20 protein-coding genes and 1 riboswitch are annotated in these 18,306 nt (G+C 74.6%); of the genes, 10 read left to right on the forward strand and 10 right to left on the reverse strand.

Features of this window, described 5'->3' with window-relative positions:
- Positions 1-6 precede the first annotated feature (6 nt).
- Positions 7-990: a DUF3048 domain-containing protein gene (locus ADL08_RS21840; protein WP_053645614.1), complete on the reverse strand. Its 984-nt coding sequence runs from the start codon at positions 988-990 to the stop codon at positions 7-9.
- 128 nt (positions 991-1,118) lie between these two features.
- Here ADL08_RS21840 and ADL08_RS21845 point away from each other — a divergent pair, with 128 nt between their 5' ends.
- Both ADL08_RS21845 and ADL08_RS21850 read left to right on the forward strand, forming a co-directional pair.
- Entirely contained in the window at positions 1,119-1,844 is a 726-nt protein-coding gene (locus ADL08_RS21845; RefSeq protein WP_053645556.1) for a lysophospholipid acyltransferase family protein, read from the forward strand.
- A 64-nt stretch (positions 1,845-1,908) separates the two neighbouring features.
- Positions 1,909-2,952 carry an NAD-dependent epimerase/dehydratase family protein gene (locus tag ADL08_RS21850; RefSeq protein WP_199837057.1) on the forward strand — a complete coding sequence of 348 codons (1,044 nt, stop codon included), beginning with the start codon at positions 1,909-1,911 and terminating at the stop codon, positions 2,950-2,952.
- 52 nt (positions 2,953-3,004) lie between these two features.
- On the opposite strand, the gene ADL08_RS21855 is transcribed toward ADL08_RS21850, so the two are convergent.
- The 8 genes from ADL08_RS21855 to ADL08_RS21890 form a co-directional block, all read right to left on the reverse strand.
- A complete protein-coding gene (locus ADL08_RS21855) occupies positions 3,005-4,585 on the reverse strand; it encodes an alpha/beta hydrolase (protein WP_053645557.1) in 1,581 nt (526 codons plus the stop codon).
- A 180-nt stretch (positions 4,586-4,765) separates the two neighbouring features.
- Positions 4,766-5,509, reverse strand: coding sequence for an urease accessory protein UreD (locus tag ADL08_RS21860; protein WP_053645619.1), 744 nt, complete (start codon positions 5,507-5,509; stop codon positions 4,766-4,768).
- Positions 5,506-6,183 carry an urease accessory protein UreG gene (gene ureG, locus ADL08_RS21865; RefSeq protein WP_053645559.1) on the reverse strand — a complete coding sequence of 226 codons (678 nt, stop codon included), beginning with the start codon at positions 6,181-6,183 and terminating at the stop codon, positions 5,506-5,508. The genes ADL08_RS21860 and ureG overlap by 4 nt, the downstream gene beginning before the upstream one ends.
- 69 nt (positions 6,184-6,252) lie before the next feature.
- Positions 6,253-6,915: an urease accessory protein UreF gene (locus ADL08_RS21870; protein ID WP_053645561.1), complete on the reverse strand. Its 663-nt coding sequence runs from the start codon at positions 6,913-6,915 to the stop codon at positions 6,253-6,255.
- 14 nt (positions 6,916-6,929) lie between these two features.
- Positions 6,930-8,651 carry an urease subunit alpha gene (locus ADL08_RS21875; protein WP_053645563.1) on the reverse strand — a complete coding sequence of 574 codons (1,722 nt, stop codon included), beginning with the start codon at positions 8,649-8,651 and terminating at the stop codon, positions 6,930-6,932.
- Complete coding sequence (locus tag ADL08_RS21880; protein WP_053645565.1) at positions 8,644-9,009, reverse strand: urease subunit beta; 366 nt, start codon at positions 9,007-9,009, stop codon at positions 8,644-8,646. Before ADL08_RS21880 ends, ADL08_RS21875 begins: the two co-directional genes overlap by 8 nt.
- A gap of 13 nt (positions 9,010-9,022) precedes the next feature.
- A complete protein-coding gene (locus tag ADL08_RS21885; RefSeq protein WP_053645567.1) occupies positions 9,023-9,325 on the reverse strand; it encodes an urease subunit gamma in 303 nt (100 codons plus the stop codon).
- 182 nt (positions 9,326-9,507) lie between these two features.
- The gene (locus ADL08_RS21890) at positions 9,508-9,786 is read right to left on the reverse strand and encodes a type II toxin-antitoxin system Phd/YefM family antitoxin (protein ID WP_053645569.1); all 279 of its coding nucleotides are present in this window, start codon (positions 9,784-9,786) and stop codon (positions 9,508-9,510) included.
- A 58-nt stretch (positions 9,787-9,844) separates the two neighbouring features.
- Here ADL08_RS21890 and ADL08_RS21895 point away from each other — a divergent pair, with 58 nt between their 5' ends.
- The 3 genes from ADL08_RS21895 (at position 9,845) to ADL08_RS21905 (ending at position 11,770) form a co-directional block, all read left to right on the forward strand.
- Positions 9,845-10,456, forward strand: a complete 612-nt coding sequence (locus ADL08_RS21895) for an ATP-dependent Clp protease proteolytic subunit (RefSeq protein ID WP_199837058.1) — start codon at positions 9,845-9,847, stop codon at positions 10,454-10,456.
- A gap of 7 nt (positions 10,457-10,463) precedes the next feature.
- Complete coding sequence (locus ADL08_RS21900) at positions 10,464-10,760, forward strand: hypothetical protein (RefSeq protein WP_053645573.1); 297 nt, start codon at positions 10,464-10,466, stop codon at positions 10,758-10,760.
- A gap of 324 nt (positions 10,761-11,084) precedes the next feature.
- Positions 11,085-11,290: riboswitch (cyclic di-AMP (ydaO/yuaA leader) on the forward strand.
- A gap of 3 nt (positions 11,291-11,293) precedes the next feature.
- The gene (locus ADL08_RS21905) at positions 11,294-11,770 is read left to right on the forward strand and encodes a C40 family peptidase (protein WP_053645575.1); all 477 of its coding nucleotides are present in this window, start codon (positions 11,294-11,296) and stop codon (positions 11,768-11,770) included.
- A 236-nt stretch (positions 11,771-12,006) separates the two neighbouring features.
- Here the strand turns inward: ADL08_RS21905 and ADL08_RS21910 are convergent, their stop codons facing one another.
- Positions 12,007-13,185, reverse strand: coding sequence for an 8-amino-7-oxononanoate synthase (locus tag ADL08_RS21910; RefSeq protein WP_053645577.1), 1,179 nt, complete (start codon positions 13,183-13,185; stop codon positions 12,007-12,009).
- Between the two features lie 174 nt (positions 13,186-13,359).
- Between ADL08_RS21910 and bioB the strand changes: the two genes are divergently transcribed.
- The 5 genes from bioB (at position 13,360) to ADL08_RS21935 (ending at position 18,192) form a co-directional block, all read left to right on the forward strand.
- The gene (gene bioB / locus ADL08_RS21915) at positions 13,360-14,643 is read left to right on the forward strand and encodes a biotin synthase BioB (protein WP_053645579.1); all 1,284 of its coding nucleotides are present in this window, start codon (positions 13,360-13,362) and stop codon (positions 14,641-14,643) included.
- Positions 14,636-15,916, forward strand: coding sequence for an adenosylmethionine--8-amino-7-oxononanoate transaminase (locus ADL08_RS21920; RefSeq protein ID WP_053645580.1), 1,281 nt, complete (start codon positions 14,636-14,638; stop codon positions 15,914-15,916). The genes bioB and ADL08_RS21920 overlap by 8 nt, the downstream gene beginning before the upstream one ends.
- Positions 15,917-15,935: 19 nt before the next feature.
- Positions 15,936-16,664 carry a dethiobiotin synthase gene (gene bioD / locus ADL08_RS21925; RefSeq protein WP_053645582.1) on the forward strand — a complete coding sequence of 243 codons (729 nt, stop codon included), beginning with the start codon at positions 15,936-15,938 and terminating at the stop codon, positions 16,662-16,664.
- Between the two features lie 349 nt (positions 16,665-17,013).
- Entirely contained in the window at positions 17,014-17,679 is a 666-nt protein-coding gene (locus ADL08_RS21930) for a class I SAM-dependent methyltransferase (protein WP_053645584.1), read from the forward strand.
- Positions 17,680-17,745: 66 nt separating this feature from the next.
- Entirely contained in the window at positions 17,746-18,192 is a 447-nt protein-coding gene (locus ADL08_RS21935; protein ID WP_053645586.1) for a GNAT family N-acetyltransferase, read from the forward strand.
- Positions 18,193-18,306 lie beyond the last annotated feature (114 nt).

An 18,306-nucleotide genomic window follows, 5' to 3' on the forward strand; every position in this document is an offset into this window, starting at 1 on the left:
GTCCCGTCAGCGGGGCGCGAGGACGATCCAGACCTGTCCCGGGGCGAAGGCCAGGGGCTGCCCCTCCGGGGTGGTGAAGGTCGTGCCGGACGCGGTGGAGGGCCGGGACCAGCGGGCCTCGTGGGCGCGCCCGTCGCGCAGGACGAGCGCGGTGCCCTCGCCGACGGTCTCGGTGTACGGGGAGACCGCGCCGGTCACGTCGCGGAAGTCGGAGGGGCGGACGGTGACGCGCTGGACGACGACCGTCTCCGGGGTGAGCGGCCCGGTGTCGGTGGCGCGTGCCTCGCGGCCGTCCATGGCGACCCGCCAGGCGCGGTCGGCGGCGGACCAGGTGAAGGTGTAGCGGGCCGCCGGGTAGCGGACGGTCGAGGCGGTGGTCGGGGTGCCGTCCGGCGGGGCGGTCCCGAAGCGGAGGCCGATGTCGCGGGCGTCCCCGGCGTCCGGGGCGGCGGCGAGGGCGCGTGCGGGCCGCAGGTAGAGGTTGTGCGGGGCGGCCCGGTCCGGGGAGCGCAGGAAGGCTTCGGGCGCGGTGCTCTCGGTGACGGGGTACAGCGGCGCGGCCCGGAGCAGCGGGTTCAGGGCGGACTGCGCCCCGGAGTAGGCGAGGGCCGGCCGGCCGAAGGCGGCGAGCAGGGCGATGTCGGACTCGCGGGCGCTGCGGACGGGGCCGACGCGCTCGGGGAGGCGGGAGGAGTAGACGGCCAGGAGCCGGGTGGCGCCGCCCTCGACCTGTTCGACGTAGACGAGGTCGGCCGCGCCCAGCCCGGTGTGGGGGCGGGCCGCCGCCGCGTTGTCGATCTTGACGGCGAGGACGGGTCCCGGTTCGGCGGGCAGGCCCGTGAAGGGCGAGCGGCCGGCCGGGGCCGTGGTGGCGGGGGCCGGGTCCGGCGCGGCCGTGCCGGAGCAGCCGTACAGCCCGGCCGCCGTCAGCGCGCAGAGGAACGCGGTGAGGATCCGGCCGGGGCGTCTCGTGCCGTGCCCGTTGGTCATGGGGTGCCCGTCGGTCATGGTGACGCTCTCCCACCAGTGGACCACGGGCCCGCGCACGGATACAACGGGCGTGGCGGGAAGACGAACAGCTGACAGACCGACTGTCGGACGGGCGAACGGGGTCGCGAGTGTTCTACCAACTGATGAAGTACGTGCTCCTCGGGCCGCTGCTCAAGCTGCTGTTCCGGCCCCGGATCGAGGGGCTCGACCAGGTCCCGGCGGAGGGGGCCGCGATCGTGGCGGGCAACCACCTCTCCTTCTCCGACCACTTCCTGATGCCGGCCGTCCTGGAGCGGCGGATCACCTTCCTCGCGAAGCAGGAGTACTTCACGGGGCCGGGGCTCAAGGGCCGGCTCACGGCCGCCTTCTTCCGGGCCGCCGGGCAGATCCCGGTGGACCGCTCGGGCAAGGAGGCCGGGCAGGCGGCGATCCGGGAGGGGCTCGGCGTGCTGGGCCGGGGCGAGCTGCTCGGCATCTATCCGGAGGGGACCCGTTCGCACGACGGGCGGCTCTACAAGGGCAAGGTGGGGGTGGCGGTGATGGCGCTGCGGGCCGGGGTGCCGGTGGTGCCCTGCGCGATGGTGGGGACCTTCGAGATCCAGCCGCCGGGGCGGGTCGTGCCCCGGATCCGCCGGGTCGCCATCCGGTTCGGGGAGCCGCTGGACTTCTCCCGGTTCGCCGGGCAGGAGGGCGAGAAGGCGGTGGTCCGCGCGGTCACGGACGAGATCATGTACGAGATCCTGCGCCTGTCCGGGCAGGAGTACGTGGACGAGTACGCGGCGGTGGTGAAGGCCGCGGAGGCGGAAGGCGCTCCGGATGAGGAGCCGCGGAAGTTCCCCGGCGGGGAACGCTGAGGGCGGATCCGCGCACGGCGCAATCCCCTGGTCCGGCGCACCGGACGGCCGTAGCGTCCCGTCCATGACCAAGGGACACGTGTTCGTGCTGGGTGCGTCGGGACAGGTGGGGCGGGCGACCGTGCGGGCCCTCGCCGCGGACGGCTGGGAGGTGACGGCCGCCTCGCGGGGCGGCGGGAGGGACGACGGGTGGCCGGAGGGGGTCCGGTCGGTGCGGCTCGACCGGAACGAGGAGGGGGCGCTCGCGGCGGGGATCGGCGACGGCTGCGACGTGCTCGTGGACGTCGTGGCGTACGACCGGGGCCACGCCCGGCAGTTGACGGGGCTCGCGGACCGGATCGGTTCGGCGGTGGTGGTGTCGAGCGGCGCCGTCTACGAGGACGACCGGGGGCGCAGCTTCGACACCCAGGACGAGCCGGACGGCTTCCCCGCCTATCCGGTGCCGATCCCCGAGGAGTGGCCGACGGTCGCGCCGGGCGAGGACACGTACGGCACGCGGAAGATCGCCCTGGAGCGGGAGTTGCTGGCGGCGGGCGGGGCGCTGCCGACGACGCTGCTGCGGGCGGGCGCGATCCACGGGCCGTACTCCGCGGGGCCGCGCGAGCTGTGGTTCGTGAAGCGGGCGCTCGACGGGCGGCCGGTGCGCGTCCTCGCGTACGGCGGGAGGTCGCGGTTCCACCCGGCGCACGTGGACAACCTGGCGGAGCTGGTCCGCCTCGCGGCGGCGAAGCCGGGGAGCCGGGTGCTCAACGGCGCCGATCCGCAGGCGCCGACGGTGGCGGAGATCGGGGCCGCGGTCGACGCGGTCCTGGGCGTGGAGAGCGAGCGGGTGCTGATCGAGGGGGCGCCGGAGGGCCCCGGGGGCCTGGTGGGGCTCACGCCGTGGACGTCGGAGCATCCGATCGTCTACGACATGGCGGCGGCGGAGCGGGAGTTGGGGTACCGGCCGGTGGTGTCGTACGCCGACTCGCTGCCGGGGACGGTGGAGTGGCTGGCCGGGCGGGTGGCGGGGCGGGAGTGGCGGGAGGCGTTCCCGGGCCTCGCGAAGTACGGGGTGGACTGGTTCGACTACGCGGCGGAGGACGCCTGGCTCGCGGCGCGCGGGTGACGCGGGGGTGGAGGGAGGGACGCTCCCTCCCTCCACCCCCGCGCCGGTGCCGTTACGGCTGCGGGGTGGCGTGCGGGGCGCAGGTCTGGTCCCTGGCGTCCAGCTTCCCGGTCAGCAGGTAGGCCTCGACCTTGGTGTTGACGCACGGGTTGACCAGGCCGGTGACGCCGTGCGAGCCGGCGTCCCGCTCCGTGATCAGGCGCGAGCCCTTGAAGCGCTCGTGCAGCTCGACGGCGCCGTCGTACGGGGTGGCGGCGTCGCGCTCGGCCTGGGCGATGAGCACCGGCGGCAGGCCCTTGTGGGTCCTCACCTCGACCGGCCGCTGCCGCGGGGCGGACCAGGTGGCGCAGGGCAGGTTCATCCAGGCGTTGGCCCAGGTCATGAACGGGTGGTTCCGGTGGAGGCGGGTGTTGTCCCGGTCCCACTTCTTCCAGCTGGTCGGCCAGGGGGCGTCGGCGCACTCGACGGCGGTGTAGACGGCGTTGCCGTTCTCCGAGGAGATGTTGCCGGCCGTGTCGGTGGGGTCGGCGGCGGCCGAGTCGATCAGCGGCTGCGGGTCACCGGCGGCGTACGCGCTCCAGGCCTCCGCGACCGGGACCCACATGGAGTCGTAGTAGGGGGCGTTCTGGAAGAAGCCGATGAGCTCGGCCGGTCCGACCTTGCCGCCCAGCGGGTTCTTCTTGGCGGCGGCGCGCAGGGTCTCCCACTGCTCGCGGACCTCGGCGTAGCTGTCGCCGAGGTGGTACGTGGCGTCGTGCCGGGCGACCCAGGCCATCCAGTCCTTGAGGCGGCCCTCGAAGGCGACGTCCTGGTCGAGGTTGGCCTCGTACCAGATCTTGTCCCGGGACGGGTTGACGACGCTGTCGAGGACCATGCGGCGGACGTGGGTGGGGAAGAGGGTGCCGTAGACCGCGCCGAGGTAGGTGCCGTAGGAGACGCCGACGAAGTTGAGCTTCTTCTCGCCGAGGGCGGCGCGGATGACGTCGAGGTCGCGGGCGCTGTTGGGCGTGGTCATGAAGGGCAGCATGTCGCCGCTCTTCTCGGCGCAGCCGTCGGCGTACTCGGCGGCGAGCTTGCGCTGGGCGCGCTTGTCGGCCTCGCCGTCCGGGACCGGGTCGGCCTTGGGGCCCTTGACGAACTCGGTCGGGTCGACGCAGGAGATGGGGGCCGAGTGGCCGACGCCGCGCGGGTCGAAGCCGACGAAGTCGTAGGCCTTGGCGGCGCCCGCCCAGACGGCGTTCTTGGTGGTGACGCGGCGGGGGAAGCGCAGGCCGGAGGCGCCGGGGCCGCCGGGGTTGTAGAGCAGGGCGCCCTGGCGCTCGGCGGGGGTGCCGGTGGAGCCGATCCGGTCCACGGCGAGCTTGATCTTCTTGCCGTGGGGCTTCGCGTAGTCGACGGGGACGGTGACCCAGCCGCACTGGATCGGCTTCTCCAGGCCCCAGTCGGCCGGACAGTCCTGCCAGTCGACGCCCGTGGCGGCGGCCCGGGCGGCTGCCACGGCGACGCCGATCGACTCGGCGTCGACGCGGTGCCGGTCGCTCTGGGCGTTCGCCGTCGGGGCCGCGAGCGCGCCCGCGACGAGCGCGCCCGTTATCAGCGTGCCGGCCGCGCCGAGCACTGTCGTACGTCTCATGGGTTCTCCCCCGGTGTGGGCGCCGTTTGCCGTGGTGGCGCCGGGTGTTGGCGGTCCAGGGGATCCTTTCGCCAGGGGGACCCGGGAGGAAAGGGCGAACGCGTGTTTCTTTGCCGAACCAATAACCGGAGAGCGGTGTACCGCTGAGCGGTGACTCCGGGTCCGGCCGCCGGGCGCGGCTCAGAACGGGGCGAGCGCGGCCAGGGCGGTGTCGAGGAGGCGGCGCAGGGCCAGGGCGTCCGGGGCGACGGCGGTGACGAGGGCGGCGGGGCCCGCGAGCGGGGCGATCACCGCGTGCTCCCCGAGCAGCCGGGTCTCCACCGGCTTCTCCTCGAACGCCGGGTCGACGACGAGGAGCTGGCCGGTGGCCCGGTGGCCGCCGAGGACCGCGCCGCCGTCCCAGCCGCCGGGGGCGCCGGGGCCGAAGGACAGCTCCTGGTCGAGCAGGGGGCGCCCGGCGCGGCGGACGGTGAGGCGGGTGGTGAGGGTGCCGGGCGGTTCGCCGTGCCGCCCGAGGACCTGCTCCTCGCGCAGGACGAGCCGTGCGGTGGGGGCGAGTTCGGCGGTGGTGCGCAGCCGCAGGTGCGAGCCCTCGACGGAGACCGTCTGCTCGGGCAGCCAGCGGAGCACCCCGTCGTCCTCGACGTCGATCCGGACGTCGTACGCGGCCGGGCCGGCGTCCCGGCCCGGCAGGGCGAGGGTGGCGGCGGCCGAGTCGACCAGGAGCCGGGCCCCGGCCCGTACCCGCGTCTCGATCGCGAGCCGGTCGCCGCCGAGCGGGGCGCTCATCGCCCCGACGACGGTGACCCGGGCGTACGGCCCCGCCGCCCGGGTGCGGCGCAGGGCGAGGGGGCCGTCGCTCACCAGGAGCGGCAGTCCGCCGTCGGCGTCGGCGGCGATCCGGGCGGTGGCGCGCAGGCTCACGCGGTCCATGCCCCGAGCCGCGCCCGGACCCAGTCGGCGACGGGGCCGACGCCGTTCTCGGCGCGCAGGGAGGTGAAGAGGACGGGCAGTTCGCCGCGCTGCTCCTCGGCGTCGCGGGCCATCCGCTCCAGGTCGGAGCCGACGTACGGGGCGAGGTCGGTCTTGTTGACAATGAGGAGGTCGGCGGTGGTGACGCCGGGGCCGCCCTTGCGCGGGATGTCGTCGCCTCCGGCGACGTCGATGACGAAGACCTGGGCGTCGACGAGCCCCTTGGAGAAGGTGGCGGTGAGGTTGTCGCCGCCGGACTCGACGAGGATGAGGTCGAGCGGGCCGACGGCGTCCTCCAGCTCCTCGACGGCTTCGAGGTTGGCGGAGATGTCGTCGCGGATGGCGGTGTGCGGGCAGGCGCCGGTCTCCACGGCGCGGATGCGCTCGGGCGGCAGGACGGCCTCGCGGAGCAGGAACTCGGCGTCCTCGCGGGTGTAGATGTCGTTGGTGACGACGGCGAGGGAGAGGGTGTCGCGCAGGGCGCGGCAGAGGGCGGCGACGGTGGCGGTCTTGCCGGATCCGACCGGTCCGCCGAGCCCGACGCGCAGGGCGCGGCGGGTGCCGTCGGGGCGGTGGGCGTCGGCCGAGACGGCGCCGTGGTGGGTGTGGGCGTGGTCGAGGTGCACGGGGCGGCTCCGGGGTGGTCGTGTCACGGAAGGGGGGCGGGAGGTCAAGATGTCGGGATCGCCGGGGCGTCAGGACGCGAAGAGGCGGACGGGCCAGGCCGCGTGCTGTTCGGCGGTGAGGTCGAGCAGGGGCGCGGAGGCGGCCGGCAGGGCGTCCACCCCTTCGCGGGCGGCGGCCGCCGCCCGCTCGGCCACCCGGTCCATCTCGGGCGCGAGGCGGGCGAGGACGGCGGTGGCCCGGTAGGGGTCGAGGCCGAGGAGGCGGACGACCGCGGTCGCGGGGCCGCCGACCGTCTCGTACGCGACGCAGTGCGCCGCGTCCTCGGGGCCGAGTCCGGCGGACCGGGCGGCGGCGCCGAGGACGACGGGCTGGTGGGCGCCGCGCGGGAAGGCGGCCGCGAGCGCGTCGAGTCCGGGGCCCGGCCAGGCGGCGCGGGCGGCCCGCATCAGCTGGCGGCCGAGCCTGCGGGCGGCGGCGCGCAGGGCGGGCGAGGGGGTGCGGGCGTCGGCGGCCGCGTCGAGCGCGTACGGGTCGAGCCCGTGCGCGGCTCCCGCGGCGAGTCCGGCGGAGGTGAGGCCCGTGGTGTGCAGGCGTCCCCGGCAGAAGGCCTCCAGGTCGTCGGCGTCCTTGATCCGGCCGGCCCTGACGGCGGCCTCGGCGCCTCCGGAGTGGGCGTGCCCGCCGGCGGGGAAACGCCCGTCGGCGAGCACGAGCAGAGCCGAGCGCGTCATCGACGGTGCCGTCATCAGAAGAGGAAGTAGCGCTGGGCCATGGGCAGTTCGGCGGCGGGGGCCGGTTCGACCGCCTCGCCGTCGATGGTCACCGTGAAGGTGTCCGCGTCGACCTCGACCCGGGGCAACGCGTCGTTCTCGCGCATGTCGGCCTTGGTGACCCTCCGGGTGTTGCCGATGGCGGTGAACTCCTTGTTCAGGCCGAGCCGTCGTGGCAGGTCGTCCTCGATCGCCGCGCCGGAGACGAAGTTGACCGAGCCGGCCGCCGCGGCCTTGCCGAGCGCGCCGAACATCGGGCGGGGCAGGACCGGTTGGGGCGTGGGGATGGAGGCGTTGGCGTCGCCCATCTGCGCGTACGCGATCTGGCCGCCCTTGAGGACGACGAGCGGCTTCACGCCGAAGAAGGCGGGCTCCCAGAGCACCAGGTCCGCGAGCTTCCCGGGCTCGACGGAGCCGATGAGGTGGTCCATGCCCTGGGCGGCGGCCGGGTTGATCGTGTACTTGGCGACGTAGCGGCGGGCCCGGTGGTTGTCGGCGCGGCCGTCGCCGGGCAGGGCGCCGCGCCGCTTCTTCATGACGTGGGCGGTCTGCCAGGTCCGCATGACCACCTCCCCGATCCGGCCCATGGCCTGGGAGTCGGAGGAGATGATCGAGATGGCTCCGAGGTCGTGCAGGACGTCCTCGGCGGCGATGGTGGAGGGCCGGATGCGGGACTCCGCGAAGGCGAGGTCCTCGGGGACGGCCGGGTTGAGGTGGTGGCAGACCATCAGCATGTCGAGGTGTTCCTCGATGGTGTTGACGGTGTGCGGCCGGGTCGGGTTGGTGGAACTGGGCAGGACGTACGGCTCGGAGACGACGGTGATGATGTCGGGGGCGTGCCCGCCGCCGGCGCCCTCCGTGTGGTACGCGTGGACGGTGCGGCCGGCGATGGCGGCGAGGGTGTCGCCGACGAAGCCCGCCTCGTTGAGGGTGTCGGTGTGGATGGCGAGCTGGGCGCCCGTCTCCTCGCACACGTCCAGGCAGGTGTCGATGACGGCGGGGGTGGCGCCCCAGTCCTCGTGGATCTTGAATCCGAGGGCTCCGCCGCGCAGTTGGGAGTGCATGGCCTCGCGGGACATGGTGTTGCCCTTGCCGAGGAGGCCGATGTTGACGGGGAAGGTGTCGAGGGCCTCGAACATCCGGGCCAGGTGCCAGGGGCCGGGGGTGATCGTGGTCGCCTTGGTGCCCTCGGCGGGTCCGGTGCCGCCGCCGACGAGGGTGGTGACGCCGGTGGCGAGGGCCTGTTCGACGACGGTCGGCGAGATGAAGTGGACGTGGGCGTCGACGGCGCCCGCGGTGAGGATCCGCCCGTTGCCGACGACGATCTCGGTCTCGGGGCCGATCACCAGGGCGGGGTGGACGCCGTCCATGGTGTCGGGGTTGCCGGCCTTGCCGAGGGCGGTGATCCGTCCGTCGCGGATGCCGATGTCGGCCTTGACGATCCCCCAGTGGTCGATGACCACGGCGCCGGTGATCACGGTGTCGGGGGCGCCCTCGGCGCGGGTGGTGCGGGCCTGTCCCATGGATTCGCGGACGACCTTGCCGCCGCCGAAGACGGCCTCCTCGCCGGCGCGGCCGGGGCCGCCGGAGCGGTCCTCCTCGATCTCCACGAGGAGGTCGGTGTCGGCGAGGCGGATCCGGTCGCCGGTGGTGGGGCCGAACAGGTCGGCGTAGACGGCGCGGTGCAGCTCAGGCACGGGGGCCTCCGTCCGTTTCGGCGGAAGTCCCGGCGGGGGTTCCGGTCTCCGCGTCGAGCGGGCCGGCGGTCTCGCCGCGCAGTCCGGGCACGACGCGGCGGCCGGCGATCGGGACGAGCTCGACCTCGACGGGGATGCCGGGCTCGAAGCGGACGGCGGTTCCGGCGGCGATGTGCAGCCGCCGTCCGTGCGCGGCGGCGCGGTCGAACTCCAGGCCGGGGTTGACCTCGGCGAAGTGGTAGTGGGAGCCGACCTGGACGGGCCGGTCGGCGGCGTTGAGCACGGTGAGGCGGGTGACGGGGCGCCCTTCGTTGAGGGCGACGGGGCCGTCCGCGTACAGGATCTCTCCGGGGATCATCGGCGGCGCCCGTTCAGACGATGGGGTCGTGGACGGTGACGAGCTTGGTGCCGTCCGGGAAGGTGGCCTCGACCTGGACGTCGTGGATCATCTCGGGGATGCCCTCCATGACGTCGTCGCGGGTGAGCACCTCGCGGCCGGAGGCCATCAGCTCGGCGACGGTCCGGCCGTCGCGGGCGCCCTCCAGGATGTGGGAGGTCAGGAGGGCGACGGCCTCGGGGTGGTTGAGCCGTACGCCCCGGGCCCTGCGCTTCGCGGCCACGTCCGCCGCCACATGGATGAGCAGGCGTTCCTGCTCGTGCGGGCTCAGTTGCACTCTTCCACCTCACAGTCGTCGACCGGGACGGCACCCGGACAGCTGCGGACCCTACCGACCGTCAACACTCTGCTGAACGGCCTGGATGCGGCCCGCGGCGAGACATTGCACGTTAGGGCGGAAGTTTTTCCGGCTCGTTAACTCCGGCTTTGCGTTCTCATGATCATCCGACCGGCGGGCCCCTATGGGGCTCCGGGCTCGCGGTGGCGGGCGGCGAGGCCGAAGTGCCCCTGTTCGCCGGGAGCGGAGTCGAGGGAGTGGAAGCCGGAGACCGAGCGGACCGCCCGCTCCTCCTCCGGCCGCGCCGCCCCTTCGAGTACGTCCAGGTCAGCGGCGGACACCAGGGCGACCAGGGGCTTCCCGTGGCGGGTGACGACCACGCGTTCACCGCCGTACACGACGCGGTTGATGAGGTCCGCGAGCTCGGCTCGCGCTTGCGTCACGGGGATCTCGTAGGTCATGCTCCCCATCTTACGGCCTGTACGTCCTGTACATTTTTTACAGATGGAGGTGCCCGTCATGGAGGCTCGCCACGTCCTGCCCGAGTTCACGGAGCGGACCGGTCACGGGACCCGGACGCTCGATCCGTACACGAAGCTGCTGGAGTCCCGGATCGTCCTCCTCGGCACACGGGTCGACGAGATCTCGTCCAACGACGTGATCGCCCAGTTCCTGTACCTGGAGCACGCGGCGCCCGACCGGGACATCGCGCTCTACATCAACTCCCCCGGCGGCTCCGTCAGCGCCATGACCGCGATCCACGACACGATCCGGACGCTCGCCTGCGACGTGGCGACCACCTGCCTGGGCCGGGCCGCCTCCACCGCCGCCGTCCTGCTCGCCGCCGGCGCCCCGGGCAAGCGCACGATGCTCCCCGGCGCCCGGGTGACGCTCCGGCAGCCCGCCCTGGACGAGCCGCTGCGCGGACAGCCGGGCGACCTCGACATCCGGGCCCGCGAACTGCTCCGCGAGCGCGCCCTGATGGCCGGGATGCTCGCCGAGCACACCGGACGGAGCAGGGAGCGGGTCGACGCCGACCTCGACCGCCCCACGGTCCTGGACGCCCCGGCCGCGGTCGAGTACGGCCTGGTGGACCACGTGATCACGAGCCGGCGCGACGCGGTGCGGTGAGCGGACCGTGGTTCCCGAACCGCCGCCGCTGCCCGCCCTGACGCGGGCCGAGGGCGAGCTCGTCGACGCGTACCTCGCGGTCGTCGACCTCCTGGGGAAGATCAACCCGTCCAGAAGCACGCACACCTATGGGGCCCTGAGGGCGGCTCAGGCTCTGGTGGGGCGCGCGGAGGCGCTGCGCGAGGCCCTGGCGCTCATGCACGCGCGGGGCGAGAGCGAGGTCCACGCGGACACCCTGGCGCGCGCCCTGCGGGTGTTGGACGGGGAGCGGCGGGCCGGTCGGGTCACGCTCCCCCGCACCTGACGGAGTTGACATTCCGGCATGTCGTGTCGAGGGCCGGACGGCCGACACGCACACCGGAAGCACTCGTCCGTTCGATGGAGTCGACGAGTCGACATATGGCTCGGGCGAGTTGCGCACGGGCGGTACACATCTGGCGGAATCGGGCGCTTCCTTGCTGGTGCGGAGCCCGCGGATCAAACCTCCGACGATCACGAAAGCATCCTGTCCACCCGAATGGATCAGTCGTGAGGACTCTCACATATCGCTGTTTCCACTCGGATTTCGACCAGGCTGTGGGGCAAGATCCCTGCCGACGACAAGCCCCCGCCATCCGAGGCGGGGCGGTCCGGGCGGACGCCGAGTCCTGCCGCCGTCCCGGACGTCTGGTCGACAGGATTGGATCGGCAGGAGTGGAGGACCCGAGCAGTACGGGTCGCACGCGCTGTTTCCGCAGCGGGTCGGCCCTTGGGGTGAAGCCGCGACCGCGGCCGGGCATCTTCGCCTGCCCGAACCCGACAGGTCATCCTTCACAGGCGGCTGACGAAGGGTTGCGCATGACTGCGCAGATGCACGTCCCGTCCCTGCTGTCCCGGGCCGGAGCCGTCTCGGCTCTCACCCTCGCCGCCGTCGGCGGCACGCTGTTCGCGCCCGGCGCGGCACCGGAGGCCCAGGCAGCGACCGCACACGCGAACAAGGCGCTGAGCATCGCCGCCGCCAAGAAGGGTGCGCCGTACGGCTACGGGGCCGCGGGCCCCTCCCGGTTCGACTGCTCGGGCCTGACGCTCTACGCGTACAAGAAGGCGGGCAAGTCGCTGCCCCGCACCGCGCAGCAGCAGTACAACAAGACCCGGCACGTCTCCGCCGGCAGCAGGCAGAAGGGGGACCTGGTCTTCTTCCACTCCGGTGGGAAGGTCTACCACGTGGGCATCTACGCCGGGAGCGGCAAGATCTGGCACTCGCCCAAGACCGGTTCCTGGGTGAAGCTCGACAAGATCTGGTCCTCGAAGGTCTACTACGGACGCGTCCGGTGACCCCGCCCGGGCGCTGAGCGGGCGCCGGGAGGGTGCGGTGGCGCCGCCGCACCCGAACGCCGCCGGACGGGCGTCGACGGCCCGCCGGGGCCGCCGCCCCGGAGTCCCACGAGGGTGCCGCGACGGACGGGTCCCACCAGGGCGGGCCCCGTCCGTCGTCCGAAGCGGTGAACCGTGCGGACCGTGAGCGCCGCCGGTCCGTACGCCGGACGGCGGATGCGACCTCGACCCGTGTGTCAGACGGCGGGCGCGGTGCGCAGGACCGTCTCCACCGCGCGGTCGATCTGCGCGTCCGTCAGATCGGCGCGCGCGGTCAGGCGCAGGCGCGAGACGCCGTCGGGGACGGACGGGGGCCGGAAGCAGCCGACCGCCAGGCCCCGTTCCCGGCAGTCCGCCGCCCAGCGCAGCGCCGCCTCCGGGGAGGGGGCGCGGACCGAGACCACGGCCGCGTCGGGCCGGGCCGCCGTCAGACCGGCCGCGGTCAGCCGCTCGTACAGGCCGGTGGCGACGGTGCGGACCCGCCCAGCGAGCCCCGGTTCGGCCGCGATCAGCCGCAGGCTCGCGAGGGCGCCGCCGACGGCGGCCGGGGCGAGGCCGGTGTCGAAGATGAAGGTGCGGGCGGCGTTCACCAGGTGCTCGATCACCCGGGCCGGGCCGAGGACCGCGCCGCCCTGGCTGCCCAGGGACTTGGAGAGGGTCAGGGTGGCGACCACGTCCTCGTCGCCCGCGAGCCCGGCCCCGTGCGGCGCGCCCCGGCCGCCGTCGCCGAGGACGCCGAAGCCGTGGGCGTCGTCCACGACGAGCCCGGCGCCGTGCGCGCGGCAGGCGGCGGCGAGCTCCGCCAGCGGGGCCCGGTCGCCGTCGACGGAGAAGACGGAGTCGCTGACGACGAGGGCCCGGCGCCCGGGGTGCGCCTCCAGCGTCTTGCGTACGGCCTCGGGGTCGGCGTGCGGGACGACGGCGGTCTCGGCGCGCGCCAGACGGCAGCCGTCCACCAGGGAGGCGTGGTTGGCGGCGTCCGAGACGACCAGGGAGTCCCGGCCGCCGAGCGCGGTGAGCACGGCGAGGTTGGCGGTGTAGCCGGAGGAGAAGACGAGGGCCGCCTCGAAGCCGCAGAAGGCGGCGAGTTCGCGCTCCAGGGCGGTGTGCAGCAGGGTGGTGCCGGTGACCAGCCGGGAGCCGGTGGAACCGGCGCCCCAGCGCCGGGCCGCCTCGGCCGCCGCTTCCGTGACCTCGGGCCTGCGGGTGAGGCCGAGGTAGTCGTTGCCCGCCAGGTCGAGGAGGTCCGACTCGGCCGCCCGGGGCCGCAGCGTGCGGACCAGACCGGCGTCGGCCCGGCGGCGCGCCTCGGCGTCGGTCCAGTCGAAGGCGGTGCGGCGCGGACCCGCGGCCCGTGCGTCGTCGGCCTGTGGCATGCGGGATCCTCCGTCGGCGCCTTCGTCGGCTGGTCGGCGCCTTTTGTAGGCAGCGCACAGACCCTAGCCGCAGGAGACCGGGATCGTGGTGTGGTCATCCACACACCCCGATCGGCGGCGTTTGTTCGGATCCTCCTTGGCCCGGGGCCGGGCGGTAGGCCAGGATCAGCGGTTATGGACCTGCTGAACACGCTGGTGGAGAAGGGGCTGCGGCGCGAGCCGCCGACCCGTGAAGAAGCGCTCGCCGTCCTGGCGACCTCCGACGACGAACTGCTCGATGTGGTGGCGGCGGCCGGCAAGGTGCGCCGTCAGTGGTTCGGGCGGCGGGTGAAGCTCAACTACCTGGTCAATCTGAAGTCCGGCCTGTGCCCCGAGGACTGCTCGTACTGTTCGCAGCGGCTCGGCTCCAAGGCGGAGATCCTCAAGTACACCTGGCTGAAGCCGGACGAGGCCTCGAAGGCGGCCGCGGCGGGCGTCGCGGGCGGCGCCAAGCGGGTGTGCCTGGTGGCGAGCGGACGCGGTCCGACGGACCGGGACGTCGAGCGGGTCGGCAGGACCATCGAGGCCATCAAGGAGGGCAACGAGGGCGTCGAGGTGTGCGCCTGCCTCGGTCTGCTCTCGGACGGCCAGGCGGAGCGGCTGCGGGAGGCCGGCGCCGACGCGTACAACCACAACCTGAACACCTCCGAGGCGACGTACGGCGGGATCACCAAGACCCACACGTACGCCGACCGGGTGGACACCGTGCAGAAGGCGCACGCGGCCGGGCTCTCGGCCTGCTCGGGACTGATCGCGGGCATGGGCGAGGCCGACGAGGACCTGGTCGACGTCGTGTACGCGCTGCGGGAGCTGGGCTCGGACTCGGTGCCGGTCAACTTCCTCATCCCGTTCGAGGGCACCCCGCTCGCCAAGGAGTGGAACCTGACCCCGCAGCGCTGTCTGCGGATCCTGGCGATGGTGCGGTTCGTCTGCCCCGACGTCGAGGTGCGGATCGCCGGCGGCCGCGAGGTGCACCTGCGCTCGATGCAGCCGCTCGCGCTGCACATCGCGAACTCGATCTTCCTGGGCGACTACCTGACCAGCGAGGGCCAGGCCGGCCAGGCCGACCTGGACATGATCGCTGACGCGGGCTTCGAGGTGGAGGGCACGGGCACGCCCACGCTGCCCGCCCACCGCGCGGACGCGCTCGCGGCGGCCTCCGGCGGCTGCGGCTCCGGCGCTCCCGCGGAGAGCGGCGGCGGTTGCGGCTCGCACGCGCCGGCGGAGAGCGGCGCGGCGGAGGGCGGCGCGGGCTGCGGTTCGGGCGCCGGCGGCGGCTGCGGTCCGTGCGGCGGACACGCCCCGGTCCCCGAGCCCGCCGAGGCCCCGGCCGCCGAGGCCGCGCCGGGCGGTGCCCGGACCGATCTGGTGGCGGTGCGCCGCAGGGGAGCCGGGACGGACCTCGCGCCGAATGCGTAACGACGAGCTCCTCGCCCTGGACCGGGCGCACGTCTGGCACCCGTACGGCCCCATGCCGGGCCGCACGGACCCGCTGGTCGTCGCGTCCGCGTCCGGGGTGCGCCTGCGGCTCGCCGAACCCGCCGAGGGGCGGGACGAGTTGGTCGACGGCATGTCCTCGTGGTGGTCGGCGGTCCACGGCTACAACCACCCCGTCCTCAACGAGGCGGTGCGCGGCCAGCTCGACCGGATGAGCCACGTCATGTTCGGCGGGCTCACCCACGAGCCGGCCGTCCGCCTCGCGAGCCGGCTGGTGGAGATCACCCCCGAGCCGCTGCGGCACGTCTTCCTCAGCGACTCGGGCTCGGTCTCCGTCGAGGTCGCGGTCAAGATGTGCCTGCAGTACTGGCGTTCGCTGGGCCGCCCGGAGAAGCGGCGGCTCTTCACCTGGCGCGGCGGCTACCACGGGGACACCTGGCAGCCGATGTCGGTGTGCGACCCCGAGGGCGGGATGCACGAGCTGTGGACCGGGGTCCTCCAGCCGCAGGTCTTCACGGACGCCCCGCCGGCCGCGTACGAGGAGTCGTACGCCGAGCTGCTGCGGACCTCGATCGGGCGGCACGCGCACGAGCTGGCCGCGGTGGTCGTGGAGCCGGTGGTGCAGGGCGCGGGCGGGATGCGCTTCCACGACCCGGCCTATCTGCGGGTGCTGCGGGAGGCCTGCGACGAGCACGGCGTACTGCTGGTGTTCGACGAGATCGCGACCGGGTTCGGGCGCACGGGCACGCTGTTCGCGGCCGACGCGGCCGGGGTCTCCCCCGACGTGATGTGCGTCGGCAAGGCGCTGACGGGCGGTTACCTGTCGATGGCCGCGACGCTCTGCACCGGCCGGGTGGCCGACGGGATCTCGCGGGGCGAGGTGCCGGTCCTGGCGCACGGGCCGACCTTCATGGGGAACCCGCTGGCCTCCGCGGTGGCCCTGGCCTCGATCGACCTGCTGCTCTCGCGGGACTGGCGGGTCGACGTCAAGCGGATCGAGGCCGGGCTGCGCGAGGGGCTCGCCCCGGCCACCGGCCTGCCGGGGGTGCGGGACGTGCGGGTGCTCGGCGCGATCGGGGTCGTCCAGCTCGACCACGAGGTCGACATGGCGGCGGCCACGCGCGCGGCGGTCCGGGAGGGCGTGTGGCTGCGCCCGTTCCGGGACCTGATCTACACGATGCCGCCGTACGTGACCGGCGACGAGGACGTGGCCCGGATCTGCGCGGCGGTGCGCGCCGCCGCCGCGGCGGGCTGAACGGAAAGAGGGAACAGTCATGGGAATCGTCGTCGTCAGCGGCACCGGGACCGAGATCGGCAAGACGGTCGTGACCGCGGCCGTGGCCGCCGCTGCGACCGCCGCCGGGCGTTCGGTCGCCGTCCTGAAGCCCGCGCAGACGGGCGTCGGGCCGGACGAGCGGGGCGACGCGGACGAGGTCGTACGGCTCTCGGGCGCCGTCGCCTCGGCCGAACTGGGCCGCTTCCCGGAGCCGCTGGCGCCCGGTACGGCCGCCCGGCGGGCCGGCCTCGCGCCGGTCGGGCCCGGGGAGGTCGCCGAGGCCGCCCGGAAACTGGCCGCCGAGCACGACCTGGTGCTCGTGGAGGGGGCGGGCGGGCTGCTCGTCCGCTTCGACGAGGAGGGCGGCACGCTCGCGGACGCGGCGGCGCTGCTCGGCGCGCCGGTCCTGGTGGTGGCCCCGGCCGGGCTCGGGACGCTCAACTCGACGGCCCTGACGGCCGAGGCGCTGCGGGCGCGCGGGATCGAGCAGCTGGGCGTGGTGGTCGGCAGCTGGCCGGCCGCGCCGGACCTGGCGGCCCGCTGCAACCTGGCCGACCTGCCGGAGGCGGCGGGCGCCCCCCTGCTCGGAGCCGTACCGGAGGGCTCGGGGTCCCTGCCCCCGGCGGAGTTCCGGGCGGCGGCGGGGAGCTGGCTGGGCCCGGCCCTGGGCGGGACGTGGGACGCGGGGGCGTTCACGCGGACGCACGCGGAGCCGTACGGGGGCTGACCGCCGGACGGGGTGCCGGGGGGCCGCGCGAAAGGGGCTCGGGGCCCGTAGGAAGAGGTCCCCGGGGCCGCGCGAGGAGGTCCCGAGGGCCGCGCGAAGAGGTCCCGAGGGTCGCGCGAAGAGGTCCCGGGGGCCGCGCGAAGAGGTCCCGAGGGTCGCGCGAAGAGGTCCCGGGGGCCGCGCGAAGAGGTCCCGGGGGCCGCGCGAAGAGGTCCCCGGATCCGCGCGAAGAGGCGCCGGACGGTCGGTGTCCCGGCCCCGTCGTCCGGCCCCGGGCGGCGCGGCTCCGTAGGCTGGACGTACGCGCGCCAGGCTGGTCGTACGCGCGTCCAGGCACGAGGAGCCCCCGATGACGTCTTCGCGGCCGGTGCCCGGGGGTCCGCCCCGGGTGCACCACCCCCTCTTCGCCCGCCTCTACGCCCGGTTCAGCGTCTCCGCCGAGACGCGGGGCGGGATCGGGCCCCTCCGGGCGGAGCTGCTCGCCGGGCTCACCGGCCGGGTCGTTGAGGTCGGCGCCGGGAACGGGCTGAACTTCGGGCACTACCCGGTCGGGGTCACGGAGGTCGTGGCCGTCGAACCGGAGGCCCGGCTGCGCGGGCTCGCCGGGGAGGCCGCGCGGCGGGCCGCCGTTCCGGTGACCGTGGTGCCGGGAACGGCCGAGGCGCTGCCGGCGGAGGACGGCGCCTTCGACGCGGCGGTGGTCTCCCTGGTCCTGTGCACGGTGCGGGACGTGCCGGCGGCCCTCGCCGAGCTGCGCCGGGTGCTGCGTCCCGGCGGCGAGCTGCGCTTCTTCGAGCACGGGGCGGCGGACACGCCGGGGCTCGCCCGGGTGCAGCGGGGACTCGACCGGACGGTGTGGCCGCGGCTCTTCGGCGGCTGCCACACCTCCCGCGACCCGCTGGCGGAGATCGGGGAGGCCGGTTTCGCCCTCGGCCCGTACCGCTCCTTCGACGTCCCGGAGGGCGGGCCGCGCCTGCCGTCCTCGCCCTGTGTCCTGGGCACGGCGCGACGGTGAGGCGCCGCCGTCCCGCCCTCCGGAACCCCCTGGCACGGCCCGAGTCCCCCGTGATGGGATCCGGCCATGATCGATCTGCACATACGTCCCGCCACCGTCAACGAGGCCGAGACCGTCCTGGCCTTCTGGCGGGAGTCCGCCGAGGGGACGTCGGTCTCGGACGACGTGCCCGGGGTCACCCGGCTCGTCGAGCGCGATCCGGAGGCCCTGCTGCTCGCGGTGGCCGACGGACGGATCGTGGGGTCCGTGATCGCCGGCTGGGACGGCTGGCGCGCCTCCCTCTACCGGCTCGCCGTCCTGCCCGCGTACCGGCGCCGGGGGATCTCCACCGCGCTCCTGCGGGCGGCCGAGGAGCGGTTCGCCGCGCTCGGCGGGCGGCGCGCGGACGCCATGGTCCTGGAGGCGAACGGAACGGGGCGGATGCTGTGGGCGTCCGCCGGGTACCAGCGCGAGGACCGCTGGCGCCGCTGGGTGAAGCCGCTCACGGGGCAGGAGAAGCAGGAGGGACGATGAGAAGTGCGAGGTGAGGGGCACCGGGGTGATCGACACCCCGCTTTGCCCGTCCTTTACCATGGTCCCTCGTCCCGACGATTGAAAGGTGTGAGCGTCCGCCCATGGGCGAGCCTC

Source organism: Streptomyces sp. NRRL F-6492, from assembly GCF_001280125.1.
Classification (GTDB): domain Bacteria; phylum Actinomycetota; class Actinomycetes; order Streptomycetales; family Streptomycetaceae; genus Streptomyces.